Source organism: Nocardia higoensis NBRC 100133, assembly GCF_000308595.1.
Lineage (GTDB): Bacteria > Actinomycetota > Actinomycetes > Mycobacteriales > Mycobacteriaceae > Nocardia > Nocardia higoensis.
The window spans coordinates 40695-54226 of the sequence record NZ_BAGA01000139.1 but is presented as its reverse complement, the minus strand read 5'-3'; the positions used below and the strand labels follow the sequence as shown (position 1 = coordinate 54226).

Below are 13532 nucleotides of genomic sequence, written 5' to 3'. Positions count from 1 at the left end.
CGTGGGGTATATCGCATTCCGCTGTCCGGTCGGTTACGCTACCGACGACTTGTTCGCAATGGTCACATCCACGCTGCTCGGGGAGAATCCGAAGTGACAGACCACATTTCGGATCGAGTGAGTTCTCGCGCGTGCTGACCATCGTGACCCCTACTGGATAGGACATCGAATTGAATTTCCGGAAGAGCGCCGCGGCGGCGGCACTGGTCGCCGGCGCGATGACGGTTGGCGCCGGTGTGTCGTACGCCGACCCGGCTCCGGCTGCTCCCGAGGTCGACTACTCGGTCAAGATGGTCGACCAGACGATCGTGACGAAGCTGCGTGGGGGCACCTTCTCGCTGATCTACGTCGACGTCCAGCCGGGCGCGCCCTTCGATCCGAGCAAGGTCCTCGAGCCGATCGCGGCCGAGGATCAGGACGATCCGGCGAAGCTGGCCGAGGCGACGCCCGTCGCCGAGATCAAGGACGAAACCGGCAACCTCGTGCTCCAGCTCCCGCTGGTCTTCGACGTGCTCGGCACGCCGATCCCGGTCAAGTCCGAGATCGTCGAGGACGGCACCGTCCTGGAGATCACCCCGGAGAAGCCGGCGGGCCTGAACCTCGGTGACAAGCCGCTGGCGGTCAAGCCGGTCGCCTCCGCCGTGGAGAACCAGCGCGCGCAGAACGACTTCTCCAGCAAGTTCGGTATCGGCACCGCGATCGGCAGCTTCGTCGGCACCGCCGTGGGCGCGGCCATCGGCTGCATCGCGACCATCGCGGCCGGCTGCGTCCCGGGCCTGCTCACCGGCGCGGGCGTCGGCGGCATCCTGGGCACCGTCGCCGTCGGCGGCCCGACCCTGCTCGCCGCGGGCATCGAGCTGATCAACACCTTCAACGCCCCCGAGGGCACCACCCAGTGGGCCGACAAGCCGGCCGCTCCCGCCGAGGGCGCGGAGCAGCCGAAGTAGTTCGGCCGCACGACCCGCGAAAGGCCCGTTCCGACTGCCGGAGCGGGCCTTTCGCGTTCCCGGCCGCAGCGCCGCCGGCCGATGTCGTGCACCGCGCACATCGTGGGTGCGCCCGCGAGCAGTCGACACCGAGCAACAGTTGTGAGGTCGTTCGGCGGCGCGGTGGCGATCCAGCGCCGTCCTCGCGTACTGCCCCAGCCGGGCACCGCGCAGCCGGGCACATATCGCAGCCGGCCGCCACGCACCCGGCGAAGCGCCCGGAAGGGGAGCAGTGCGGCGGAGATCCGCATCGGCGGGTGGTCGCCTGGTGACCGACCGGCCGGGTGATCAGTGGGGTAGCGGCAGCTCGCCGGTGTAGGCGACCGAGCCCAGCGGCCTGCCGAAGGTCGCGAACGAGCGTTCGGTGAACTCGAAGCCGCCGTCCTCCCGGACCAGCAGCACCGTGCTCGCCCTGGTTCCGTGGTGGTCGTTGGCGATGAAGCGGGCCGAGAGCGCCTTTTCCATCTCGTAGCCGACGCCGGTGTCGGGCAGCAGGTCGTCGGGCGCCTCGGTGCGGTCGGCGAGGACATCGAAATAGTGCTCGGTCGCGGCGGGGTCGGATTCGATCACCTTGCGCAGCGCGGCAAGTCCGTCGCCGACCTTCGGCCAGATGGTGTGGGGCGCGGTGGCGATCGCCCCCGGCTCCGGTGCGGCCGAGGTGACGAACCGGCCGTTGGACAGCCCGTGATAGCCCGGCGCCAGGGCCCGCGGCGGCCGGGTGCTGCGATTGCAGTGCCACCACAGCTCGGCCAGATCCGAGACCAGGACGTTGTAGCCGTTGTAGTCGTCCGGTGCCGCGGCGACCTCGGTCAGGTAGCGGCCGGGGCCCGAAACGTTCGGCTCCGGATTGCGGTCCTGGGCGCCGCGCAGGAAATCCATCAGCAGCGCGCCCCGCGAGCGTGCGCCGGTGCGTTCGTTGTTCGGATTGCGCACATTGGTGACCGCGGCGAACCGGCTGTGCCGACCGAGGCCGGAGAGCCCCAGCCAGGTGCCGGGCGGATCACCGGGCCCACGGTCGAGCGCGCCCACATCCCGGCCGGCGAGCAAGCCGGGAATCTCCGGCCACCACCGGGCGGACTCGGCGGGCCGGGTGTAGAACTCGTCGCGATTCGCCGCGACGATCAACCGATATTCCGGATGGACTCGCCAGCCGATGAGCACCAGACACATGCGATCCAGGATGCCGGACCGCGGCCGGGCTCGAAATCGGTTCCCTGCCGCCGAGGTGCTGAAGGGCAGTACAGTGCCTGCCCGAGACAGCGAAAAGGCCGCTCGCGCGCAGCGGGCGGCCTTTTCAGCGATGCTGTGGTGTCACTCGGTGCGGATGCGCAGCCCGGGGTTGTCGGAGAGCACCACCGAGACCGGCTGCGCGAACAGCTGCGGCGCATTGCCGGTGAGCGCACCGATCAGATTCGGGATGGCGCAGATCGGATAGTCGGCCACCGAGGAGGCGCTGGAGATGCCGAGCGCGAGGCGGCCGGTGACGATCGGGCCGCCGCTGTCACCGGGCAGCGCGCAGATGTTGGCCGAGAAGCTCTGGGTGAGCAGCCGGTCGCCGACCTGAACGGTCTGGTCGACGGCATTGACGATGCCGCAGCTGAAGCCGGTGCGCGAGCCCGCCTTGCAGACCGGAGCGCCGACGACCGGGACGGCCACGCCCTCGACGCGGACCGGGGTGGCGCCGGGCACGCGGATCCCGTTGTTGGCGAAGCGGCCGGCGACCGCGTCGTCGATGCGGATGATCGAGTAGTCCTGCGAGCCGAGTACCGACTTCTGGAACGAGCCGAGCCGCGCACCGGAAGTGTCGCCCGCCAGCAGTTCGTGCACGACCGCGGCGTTCGCGGTGCCCGCGGCGCCGATCTCCGGGTCGCAGTGGCCGGCCGAGATGTTGACCGGGGCGCCCGAGGAGTCGGTGGCGTTGAAGCCGAACGAGCAGCGCAGCGAGGACTGGCTGCCCGCGGAGGTGAAGCCGTCGCCGCCGGTCACCGAGCCGCGGTTGAGCTCGCTCGCGATGGGGGTGGCCGAGGGCAGCGGTTCGGCGGCCACCGGCGGAGCGATCACGATGACCCGCGCGGGATCGATGAAGCTGGGCATCGGCACGCCCGCCTGGTCGACGCGCACCGCGATGCTGTTGTTGACGGTGTCGATGACCACGCCGCGGATCAGCGTGGACACGGCCTCGGGCTGGGTCTCCAGCCAGCGCTCGAACGCGGACTTCTCGCCGCGCAGAGTGGCCTCGCTCTTGGCCACATTGCGCACCTGGAAGCCGGCGGACTCGGCGGCCACGCGAGCCTCCTCGGCGCCGGGACCCTGGGCGAGCGCGACGACGGCCTTGCCCGCGTCGTCGAGCCAGGATCCGGCGAACACCTGCGGGTACTGACGCTGCGCGGTGGTGGCGAAGGCGGCAACCTGCTGGGCGAGGTCGGCCCGCGCGAGGTAGTCCTCGGCCGAGATCTTCAGATCGCGGCCGAGCGCTTCCACCAGTTCGGCGGGCAGCTCGACGCTGTTTCCGGCATCCGGTTCGGCGGAGGCCACAGCGGCTGTGGGGCCGAACAGCAGGATCGCCGCCGAAGCGGCGATCACCGACTTTCGTAGTGCGGAATGTCGTGCCGGCCTGAGTCGACCCATCCGTGACAGGAGCATGAAGCGACTATATGGGGTCGAGGCCGCTGTGCCCACTCATACCGTGCGGTCCGATATCAGCTCGCGTTCACGCCCGTGCGGACCTGGATGCCGCTGCCGAGGCCGCCGCCGGAAGTGGCGTCGATATCGGCCAGGATCGAGCGGATCGGGATGCCGAGGGTGGCGGTGCCGCCGTAGGGCGCGAGCGCGATATTGGCCTCGTTGCAGTCCGGGGCGTCGGCGGCGTTGGAGCCGCTGGTGATGCCGAGCGCCAGGGTCCCGGTCACGATCGCGCCGCCGCTGTCGCCGCCGAGCGTGCAGGCCGAGCTGGCGAAGCCGCGGATGGTGCGGCTGTCGCCGTCGGCGGTGTAGAGCTGGGTCTCCACCCGGTCGGCGACCACGAAGCCGCAGGTGAAGGTGGAGGTCTGGCCCGACTTGCAGACCGGCGCGCCGATGATCGGCTCGGCGGTGCCGGTGACGGTCAGCGTGGTGCCGTTGGCGCCGCGCACGACCGGACGGTCCATGCCGCCGCCGACGGCGGTGCTGTTGAGCTGGATGACCGAGTAGTCCAGTGCGGCCGGTCCGCCGAGCCGGGCGCGCGCGAAGGAGCCGAGTTCGGGGCTGTTGGTGATGTCCCGGACGTTCGGCAGGTACACCGACGCGTGCTGATCGGACTCGTCGATGTTCGGATTGCAGTGTCCGGCACTGATGTTCAGCGCGTTGCCGGCCGCGTCGACGCTGTTGAAGCCGAACGAGCAGACGTCGACGCCGAGCAGGTTGTCGTCCTGCAGGCCGTGCGCCGCGGTGATGTAGGTGTCGCCGCCCATCGGCCGCCGCTCGACCGGGCCGCCGCTCTCCGGGGTGAGGATGACCTTGATGTTGGCGATCAGGGTCGGCAGGTTGAGCATGTGCCCGGCCGGGGTGTTGGCGACACTGACCACCAACTGGCTGTTGAGGAAGTCGATGGCCACCGAGTTGATCACCGAGGACAGCTCGCGCGGCAGGCCGCTCATCCACTGGGCGAGCTGGGTCAGCGAATCTTCCAGGCTGTCGGCGGAGACCGGCGCGAGGTGCGCCAGGTAGCCGTCGGCGGTGGCGATGCGCGCGGCGTCGGCGGAGGTCACCGCGATCACCGGCTTGCCGTCGGCGGCGATCCACGCGCCGGCGAATTGGTCCGGCCGTTCGGCGCGGAAGTCGCTGGCGTAGGTGCGCAACTGCTGGGCGCGGGCGGCGCGGTCGAGATACTCCGTCGGAGTCATCCGCAGATCACGCGAAATCGCTTCCACCAGTTCGGCGGGCAGAGCATCTGCGCTGAGCTGTCCCGGCGCGGGATTCGCGCTCGCGGTGCCGGACAAGGGGGCCAGGAGAACGGTCGCGGCGACTCCGAGGGAAGCTGCCCTGACCGCGGCGCGACGCGCCACCAACTTGCGCATGAAGTCCCTTCGTCGGCACGCGAGGCGTGCCAGGTGAATCCGTGGGCCAGCGGTGGCGAATCCGTTGGCGCACAGAGGTGGTCCAGCTCGACCGTGCGCCGGCCTGACGGCCGCGACTACGGTCAGCGACACACTCTAGGGCACAAACCGCGTTCTGTGGTCGGCGACTGTCTCAGTCACCGCGTCGGACGCCCGGCGGTCAGCGGTCCTGACGCCAGTACGGGGTGCGCCAGTCGTCGGTTCCGGGGTCGTACGGCACGAACGGGTTGCGCCGGGTGGTCGTGGTCGGCTGCGTGGTGGTGGGCTCCCGGGTGGTGGTGACCGGTGGCGTCGTCGTGGTCGGTTCCGGGGTGGTCGTCGGCGCCTCGGTGGTGGTCGGCGCCTCGGTCGTCGACTCGGGGGCGGGTGGCTGCGCGGGCTCCAGCGGGAGGAGCATCGAGGTCGCGAGCGTGGGCGGCGGCGGGGCGAAGGTACTGGACGCGCCCGATTTGGCGTCGGGGAAATTCGGCGGCGCGGGGGACTGCTCACCTTGGAACAGCACCGCTACGCCGACGCCGCCGAGCGCGAGTCCGGCCAGCGCGGCCACCGCGACCAGCATCGGCACCCGTTTGCCCGGCTTGTCCTGTGGCTGCGCGGCCTCGGGCGGTGGACCGACGGTCTGCGGTTCGGCGATGGTCGCGGTCGGACCGGCGGTGGTCGGCTGCCCGGGGGCGGAAACGACCACGGGCACAACCGATCCGGCGGCAGGCATCGCGGCCGAGTACGCCTGCTGGGGCTCGGGTGTGACGACCGCGGGAATGATGTCGGTGACCACCGTGGAGTTCTCCGCCGTGGTGGGGTCCGGCGGGGTCAGGCCGGCCGGGGTGGCGAGCACGGCGGTCAGGGCGGCTCGTGCGGCGTCGTAGGCGAAGGCCTTGCCGGGGGCGCCGGATTCGGCCGAGGGCAGGTCGGCCTCGCTGGCCAGCACCACCGCCTTGAGCCCGAGATAGTCCAGCGCCTCGCGCAGCGCCTGCACGTACTCGGCGGGCCAGTCGCCGGGATGGGTGGCGTAGAACTCCGCCGCCCCGGCGAGGTGCTCGGTGGTGAGGTTGATCAGGCAGAACAGGGCGGTGGCCACCAGATCTTCGGCGCGATAGGCCTCGCCGTCGTCGACCGGGATGCCCGCCGGATCACCCAGCTTGGCCACGAAGCCGGAGATGGTGTGCGCCGGACCGTCGGGCGCGGGGCCGCCGAGGACGGTATCGCCGTCGTCGGACATGTGCAGCACGCAGTCGCGCTCGATGTAGTGCAGTTCGCCGACGTCGGTGAGGACGGCGGCCGTGCACCCGTCATCGGCGATCCGCAGGCCCACCCCTGTGGCCATCACATCCCTCGCTTCGGCGTAGTTCGGCGCGCGCGGAACTCACACGAGCAGCGACCCGTGTCCCATGGCGCGGAGCATCGACAATAACTCCGATCGCGACCCGGCACCGATCCGACGTCTGATCCGGGCGATGTGATGCTCCACGGTCTTGGCCGAGATATAGAGCCGCGCCCCGATCTCGCGGTAGGTCAGCCCGAGCAAGACGAGTTCGGCGACTTCGCGTTCGCGATCGCTGAGCACGGCAGGCTCGGCGGCGCGGGTCGCCCGCGTCCGGCGGACAACGGCGGGCGCGGCCGGTTGCTCCTGCGGTTGTGCCCGGGTACGCACGGTACGCGCCATCTTCAGCAGTGTGGTCGCGGTCGGGGAGTCCGCGGCCGCGAGCGCGGCTTCGCTGGCCAGCCGGGCGGCATCCCAGATCAGGCCGGCTTCGGACAATCCGGTGACCGCAGCAGTCACGGCGGGCAGGTCCACCTCGCCGCGCAGGACGAGCACCCAGGTGCGGCCCGCGTCGGCGAGTACGGCGGCGTGCCGGTCGCCGGCCTCGGCGGCCTGTTTGAGCGATTGCGCGGGCGGCAGCAGCTCGTCGGGACGCTCGCGGGCGATCGCGGCCTGCACCCCGTACCAGTGGAAGGCGTTGGACCAGGCGGGCGGGCTGCCCTGCCTGCGCAGCACCACCTCGGTCGCCTCGACCAGGGGACGCACCCGCGCTTCGTCGTGCAGCCGGATGCCGGCCAGCAGCAGTTCGCCGACCGGCAGGACCGCGAGCAGGTCGGCGTCCACGTCGTCGAACAGCGGGCAGGCGGCCCGCCAGGCCCTGGTCAGGGCGGTGTGGTCGCCCGCGCGCCGGGCGAGGCCGACGGCGGCGCCGTGGGCGAGCAGTTGATCGCGCCGGTCCAGGCGGGTGAAGTCCACCGCGGCGAGCGTGCGCGCGGCGACCTTCTCGTTGCCGCCGAGCATGGCCGTCCAGGCGGCGAGCACGGTCAACTGCGGGGTGCGCAGTCCGGAGGCGGCCGCCCGGCGCAGCGCGTCACCCGCCCGGTGCGGCTGCCCGGCGCTCAGGCTCAGCAGCGCGGCGACCGGCAGCGCGCCGCAGGGCAGGAACCGGTCGATGCCCGCATCGGCGTGCACGGTCTGGATCAGCGCGGAAATGGCTCTCGCGCTGTCGGATTCGGAACCATCGAGGCTGCCGCCGAGCGCCGTCGCGATGATCCGGGTGTGCTCCCCGGCCTCGGTCGGTGGCCACTGCCCCGCGCTCGCGGACAGCTCGTGTGCCCCGGCGGGGTCGCCGGTCAGGTTCAGCACTGTCGCGCCGACCGCCCAGTCCGGCCCCACCCGGTCGGCGCCGAGCCAGCGATACAGCTTGGCCGCCCGGCCCGCCAGACCGCGCCGGGTCAGCACGCCCGCACAGATCCGCACCGCCGTGGCCATGTCGTCGGCGGTGGCGCCGGAGTCGGCGAGCACCGGCTCCGCCAGGCGCATCGCGGTATCGCCGTCGCCGGCGAGGGCGGCGGCCTCGGCCCAGCGCAGCGCCAGCCTCGCCGGGTCGGCGCCCGCGGTGGTGGCGGCCGCGTAGTAGCGCGCCGCGGTGTCGCCGTGACGTTCGGCGGCCTCGGTGAGAAAACCGGCCAGCCGCGGATCGCGCACCCCGGATTCGGCCAGCATGAGCGCGGTGTTGTCGCGCAACAGCCCGGCCTCCAGCCGGGTGCCGAGCAGTCTGCGCTGCACCGCGACGAACCGGCGGTCACCGAGCATGGTCCGCAGCGGTGCGATGGCCGGTTCGAGCAGCAGATCGGCGTCGGTGACCAGAGCGGTCGCCCGGGCCCGGTCGATGAGCGCGTGGGCTTCACCCGGCCGCAACCCCAGTACGTCGGTGAGTTCGCCCGCATCGAGGCCGGAGCCGGTGGTGGCCACCGCGAGAGTTTCCAGCAGATCGGGTTCGAGGTTCTCCAATTGGGTGCGTACCCAGGTCGCGACCGCCTCGTCGACCGCGCGGACGCTCGCGTCCAGCCGGGCCGAGCAGGCCGCCGAGAGCGCCGCCACGACCCCGCCACGAATGCCGCCGGTCTGCTGATGGATGCGCTCGGCCACCGGGCGCGGCACCATCATGCCGAGTTCCCTGGCGAAGGGCAGCAGATCGCTGGTCCCCAGTGGACGCAGGTCGAGCACCCGGCCGCCGCGCGCCATCGCCTCGGCCAGCGCGCGCAGGGCCGGGTCGTGCGGGCGCGGCTGCGTCGCCACCACCACCGTGCGTCCGCCCGCAGCGATGACGGCGCACAGCGTGTCCAGTTCGTCCGCGCTCAGGGTGTGGGCATCATCGATGATCAACGCGTCGCCGGGCGCCCGGTCGGAACCGTTGCGTGAGGGGCTGTTGCGGAGCTCGGCACGCTCCTGGAAGGCGACTCCGGCGCCGCGCAGCCGCGACCGGATCAGCGTGAGCAGCGTCGACTTGCCGGTGCCGGACCGGCCGCGGACCAGGCAGGTGACGGGCTGCCGATCGAGATTGTCGAGTTCGCGCAGAATGTCGCGCACATAGGGGAGCGAGTCGACCGCGATTTCAGCCACCGAGGCCCCCGAGTACGCCGCCGACGCCATCGCCGATGCCCTCGCCCAGCTTGCCGACTCCTTCGCCGACCTTGCCGACACCCTCGCCCACGCCGCCGACGACGCCGCCGAGAGTGTTGCCGACGGTGTTGCCGAGGCCGCCGGTCGACGGGGCGGGCGCGGGTGTGTATCCGCCGCCCTGCGAGGGGCTCGGAGCCGGCGCCGGGGCGGGCCGGTCTCCCGGCTCGGGCTGGGAGACCGGGATGTCGGCCGGGGCCTGACCGCCGGTGGGGACGGCTTCGGCTGGTTGTCCGGCCGGGGATTGCCCGGCGTCCGGTCGGCCGGTGGCGGTCGGCGAACCGGGTAGCGCCGCAGCGGAATCGGACCGGGCCGGGGATCCCGGCTGTTCGGCGGCCGGTGAGTCCACGCCCGCGGGGGCGGACGAGTCCGGGGCGTTCGCTGTCGCGGGGGTGGCCGCACCGGGAGCGGGCGCGACCTCGGTCCGTTCGGCCGGAGCCGGTGGCGCGGCGTCGCTCGGCAGGCCGGGGCCGACCGCGACGGTGCCGGTGGCCAGGAGGGCGATGGCGGCGACCGCGGCGGCGAGGACTCCGGCGCGTTGTCCGCCGCCGAGCCGGCGGCGGCGGGTGGTGCGGGGAAGTTCGGCGGCGGCGGTGGCGGAGGGAACGACCCGCGCGAGTTCGGTGGTCTCGGCCTCGGCGAGAGTGTCGGGCACGGCGTGGGCGATCAGGTCGGCGGCCGCGAGAGCCGCGCCCCTGGCCGCGGTGTGCGCGGGCTCGGGCGCGGCCACCACGGGTAGGCCGAATTCGCCCGAAATCAATTCGGCTACCAGGGGAATCGATGCGCCGCCGCCGATGAGGAGGATCCGGTCCACATCCCCGAGGCCGAGGCCGGCGCGGTGCACCGCGTCGCGGATGAGATCGAGGCAGGTCAGCAGATGGCCGCGCAACAATTCCTCGAGTTCGTCGCGTATCAGGCGAACTCGACCACTCGCGCCGTCCAGCGGAACATGAACCGCCGTCGCGGTATTTCCGGACAGAATTTCCTTCGCGGCGCGGCAATTTTCGCGCAATATCGCCAGCCGGCGCTCGGTCACCGGATCGAACGGATCGATATCCCTGTCGCCGAGGGCATTTGCCAAGACATAGCGCATGGTGAGGAGATCGAATTCGTCGCCCGCGGGTTCCTCGGAACGGACCGTCGCCGAGGTGGCTGAGTGCGGGCCGGTGCGCACGACTGTCGCGCTGGCTCCGGTCGCGCCGAGATCGAGAACGACGAGCGCGTCGCCGGCGAGCGGTCCGTACGCGGCCTCCAGCCAGCGGGTCGCCGCCAGTGGTTCGGGCATCAGCGTCAGCTCGGTGGCGCCGGTGCCGGCGAGCGCGCCGCGCTGCAACTCGACGGTGTGCGCGGACCACCACGCGGGGTGACAGAGCACCGCCGCCGCCGGACGGTCTCCGGTGGCGGCGGTGGTCTCTTCGATCAGGCGGTCGACCGCGATGGCCACCAGGTCCTGGGCGGCGTGGCCGGAGCCGTCGTCGGCCAGGATGGCCACCGGGTCGCCGACTCTGGATGGAAAGCCCTCCAGCACAATGCCGTCCGCGTGTGGTGCGCCGGCGTCGGCGAAATGGGCTCCGCCCGTGCGGTTCAGGCGCAACGCGCTGCGGTGGGTCAGCACGAGGCCGGCGCCGGCCGGATCGGTGTCCGGGGCGCCGGTCCCACCCGTGGCGACCGCGACCGTACCGGCCGACCCGATGGTGATGCCGAGCGCCTGAAGCTCTGTCATGTGAACCTCTTCGGAGACTGGGTGATCCGCCGGGGATCGCGGGTTGACCGATGTCGCGTGGAGCAGGGTGTGGCGCCGTTGCCATTTCGCGGTGCGGCCCAGGGGCCGACCGAACCTGCCACCTCTGTCGGTTGCTGTGTCACCGTTGTTACTTCCCCCGGGGATTTTGGGGGAAATTCCCCTAACGCCCGGCTGTCCCCTAATGCGTTCGCGCGACGGATATCAGGGCTCGTCCCCGTTACGCCGTAACGCTCCGGCTACCTAGCGTGACAGGTATTCCAACGAGTGCGGAGCGCTTCGGCCCGCCCATCTTCAGGAGACGATCCGAATGACCCCCAACGCGATTCTCGAGTTCATCCTCGGCCTGCTGCGCGACCGCGAGGCGGCCACCGGCTACTGCGCCGACCCCCAGGCCGCCCTCACCGCCGCGGGACTGTGCGAGGTCACCGCCGAGGACATCGCCGCTGTCGCCCCCATGGTCGCCGAATCGGCTCTGGTCAGCGGTGGCTCCCAGCTGTCCGCCATCGTCGCCGCGGGCGGCACCACGGCAGCGGCCACCGGCGCAGCCGTAGCGGGAGCCGCCGCGGGCGCCGGCATCGAAGCCGCCACCGGCGTCGCCGCCGACCTGGGCCTGAACCTCGGCGGGAACGCCGGAGCGGGCCTCGGCGGAGATCTCGACCTCGGGGCCGGGCTCGACCTCGGGGCCGGGCTGGATCTCGGCCTCGGTGCTGCGATCGGAATCGGAGCCGACCTCGCGGCGGACATCGGCGCCGGGCTGAACGGTGCGGTGGGTGCGGTCGGTGACGTGACAGCGGGTCTGGGCGGTGCGTTGGGTGCCGGTGCGGATCTGGCGGCGGGCATCGGCGCCGGGCTGAACGGTGCGGTGGGTGCGGTCGGTGACGTGACGGCGGGTCTGGGCGGTGCGTTGGGTGCCGGTGCGGATCTGGCGGCGGGCATCGGTGCCGGGCTGAACGGTGCGGTGGGTGCCGTCGGGGGCGTGACGGCAGGGCTCGGTGGGGCATTGGATGCAAGCGCCGGCGCGGTTGGTGATGTGGCGGCGGGTCTGGGTGCGGGACTGAACGGTGCGGTGGGTGCGGTCGGGGACGTGACGGCAGGGCTCGGTGGGGCATTGGGCGCAGGTGCCGGTGCGGTTGGTGAGGTGGCGGCTGGTCTCGGCGGCGGGCTCGGGGCCGGTGTCGGTGGCGGCTTGGTGGGGAGCGTGGGTGCCGGTCTCGACGGTGTCGTCGGAGCGGTTGGTGATGTGGCCGCCGGTCTCGGCGGTGCGATCGGTGTCGGTGGTGGTCTGAGGAGCGATGTGGGCGCGGGCGCCAACGGTGTCGTGGGTGCGGTCGGTGGGGCGGCGGCCGGTCTCGGTGGCGCGGTCGGTGCCGGTGCGGGCTCGGCCGGTGATATCGGAGCGGGACTGGACGGCGCTGTCGGTGCGGTCGGTGATGTGACGGCGGGTCTCGGTGGCGCGGTGGGGATCGATGGTGATCTGGCGGGCACCGTGGCGGCGGGTATCGATGGCGCGGTGGGCGTCGGCGGTGATCTGGCGGGCACCGTGGGGGCGGGTCTGAATGGTGTGGTGGGTGCGGTCGGTGATGTGACGGCGGGTCTCGGTGGCGCGGTGGGGGCCGGTGCGGACCTGGGCGTCGGCCTCGACACCGGGTTGGGGGTGGTCGCCGGGGTAGGGGGTGAGATCGCTGGTGGACTCGATGCGACCACCGGCCTCGGGACAGGCCTCGGCGCGGCCATCGGCGCAGCGGTCGGTGCGGGTACGGAGACGGGCGCCGGGTTGAGCGGGGGGCTCGGGACGGCGATCGACGGGGCGGTCGAGGCGGGCGTCGGCGCGGCAACCGGGTCGGGCGGCGCGGTAGAAGGGTCCGTCACTGCTGGTGCCGGTGCCCTTGCCGGTGCCGGAGCGGCGGTGGACGCCGGGCTGGAAACGGGGCTGGGCGCTGCGATCGGAGCCGGGGGCGCGTTCGACGGCGTGTCAGGCCTTTCCGGCGGTGTGGCGGGCGCGGTCGATGCCCTGTCGGGCGTGGGCGCCGGCCTCGGGACCGGGCTGGAGATCGGATCGGGCGGGGGGTTGGACATCGGGCTCGGGACCGCATCGGGAGCCGGGCTGGGCTCGGCTCTCGACGCGGGACTGGAGGCGGGTCTCGACGCAGGCCTGGAGGCGGGTGTGGGAACCGGTCTGGAGGCTGGGTTCGGAACGGGTCTGGAGGCGGGACTCGGAGCCGGTCTGGAGGCTGGGCTGGGAACGGGTCTGGAGGCGGGGCTCGGAGCCGGCCTGGGGCTGGGGGGCGGCGTAGGAGCCGGGTTCGGTGGTGGTGCGACGGCAGGACTCGAGTCCGGTCTGTCGGGCGGCACACAGGTAACGGGCGTGTTCTCCGGTGCGACGGATGCCACGGGCGGCTTGACCGGCGGTGTGGACACCACGGGCGGCCTGACCGGCGGTACGGAGATCGCGGGCGGTCCGGCCGGCGGCCTGACGGGGGCCGCGGATGCGAGCGGCTCGCTGGGCGGATCGGTGTCGCACTCGCTCGATGCGACGGCCGGGGTCGGTGGTTCGGTGGCCGGTGCGGCGGGCACCTGGTCGGCGGTCGATGTGTCCAGCGCGTTCGGCTCGGGTCTCGGCGGTTCGCTCACCGGATCGGGCGAGGCCGGGCTGTTCGGCACGGCCGGAGCCGGTGTCGAGAGCGGTGGCGCGGCCGACCCGATGGACGACGGCTTCATCCACTGAGACAACAGAATTCAGCGTCAGAGGATTTCGCGCTTCTTCC

At 72.3% G+C, this 13532-nt stretch carries 8 protein-coding genes; 2 read left to right on the top strand and 6 right to left on the bottom strand.

The features are described from left to right. The first annotated feature begins 170 nt into the window (after positions 1-170). Positions 171-947, top strand: coding sequence for a DUF8020 domain-containing protein (locus tag ON26_RS25585; protein WP_040799450.1), 777 nt, complete (start codon positions 171-173; stop codon positions 945-947). Between the two features lie 327 nt (positions 948-1274). On the opposite strand, the gene ON26_RS25580 is transcribed toward ON26_RS25585, so the two are convergent. The 6 genes from ON26_RS25580 to ON26_RS25555 all read right to left on the bottom strand — a co-directional run bounded on the left by ON26_RS25580 (position 1275) and on the right by ON26_RS25555 (position 10746). Next, positions 1275-2156 carry an NRDE family protein gene (locus ON26_RS25580; protein WP_040799448.1) on the bottom strand — a complete coding sequence of 294 codons (882 nt, stop codon included), beginning with the start codon at positions 2154-2156 and terminating at the stop codon, positions 1275-1277. 141 nt (positions 2157-2297) lie between these two features. After that, entirely contained in the window at positions 2298-3569 is a 1272-nt protein-coding gene (locus ON26_RS25575; protein WP_444543703.1) for a S1 family peptidase, read from the bottom strand. A gap of 116 nt (positions 3570-3685) precedes the next feature. Then, positions 3686-5041, bottom strand: coding sequence for a S1 family peptidase (locus ON26_RS25570; protein WP_040799445.1), 1356 nt, complete (start codon positions 5039-5041; stop codon positions 3686-3688). A gap of 199 nt (positions 5042-5240) precedes the next feature. After that, entirely contained in the window at positions 5241-6404 is a 1164-nt protein-coding gene (locus tag ON26_RS25565; RefSeq protein WP_051027572.1) for an Hsp70 family protein, read from the bottom strand. Between the two features lie 39 nt (positions 6405-6443). Further along, positions 6444-8966: a LuxR C-terminal-related transcriptional regulator gene (locus ON26_RS25560; RefSeq protein WP_040799564.1), complete on the bottom strand. Its 2523-nt coding sequence runs from the start codon at positions 8964-8966 to the stop codon at positions 6444-6446. After that, on the bottom strand, positions 8959-10746 hold the full coding sequence (locus tag ON26_RS25555) for an Hsp70 family protein (protein WP_051027571.1): 1788 nt from the start codon (positions 10744-10746) through the stop codon (positions 8959-8961). Before ON26_RS25555 ends, ON26_RS25560 begins: the two co-directional genes overlap by 8 nt. Before the next feature lie 328 nt (positions 10747-11074). On the opposite strand from ON26_RS25555, the gene ON26_RS34965 reads away from it, so the two are divergent. Further along, positions 11075-13492: an IniB N-terminal domain-containing protein gene (locus ON26_RS34965; RefSeq protein WP_040799444.1), complete on the top strand. Its 2418-nt coding sequence runs from the start codon at positions 11075-11077 to the stop codon at positions 13490-13492. The last annotated feature ends 40 nt before the right edge of the window (positions 13493-13532 follow it).

Bases quoted from the DNA above. Each gene is read 5' to 3' on its own strand.
- ON26_RS34965 (WP_040799444.1), top strand. From the start codon at position 11,075: ATGACCCCCAACGCGATTCTCGAGTTCATCCTCGGCCTGCTGCGCGAC.
- ON26_RS25555 (WP_051027571.1), bottom strand. From the start codon at position 10,746: ATGACAGAGCTTCAGGCGCTCGGCATCACCATCGGGTCGGCCGGTACG.
- ON26_RS25570 (WP_040799445.1), bottom strand. From the start codon at position 5,041: ATGCGCAAGTTGGTGGCGCGTCGCGCCGCGGTCAGGGCAGCTTCCCTC.
- ON26_RS25565 (WP_051027572.1), bottom strand. From the start codon at position 6,404: ATGGCCACAGGGGTGGGCCTGCGGATCGCCGATGACGGGTGCACGGCC.
- ON26_RS25580 (WP_040799448.1), bottom strand. From the start codon at position 2,156: ATGTGTCTGGTGCTCATCGGCTGGCGAGTCCATCCGGAATATCGGTTG.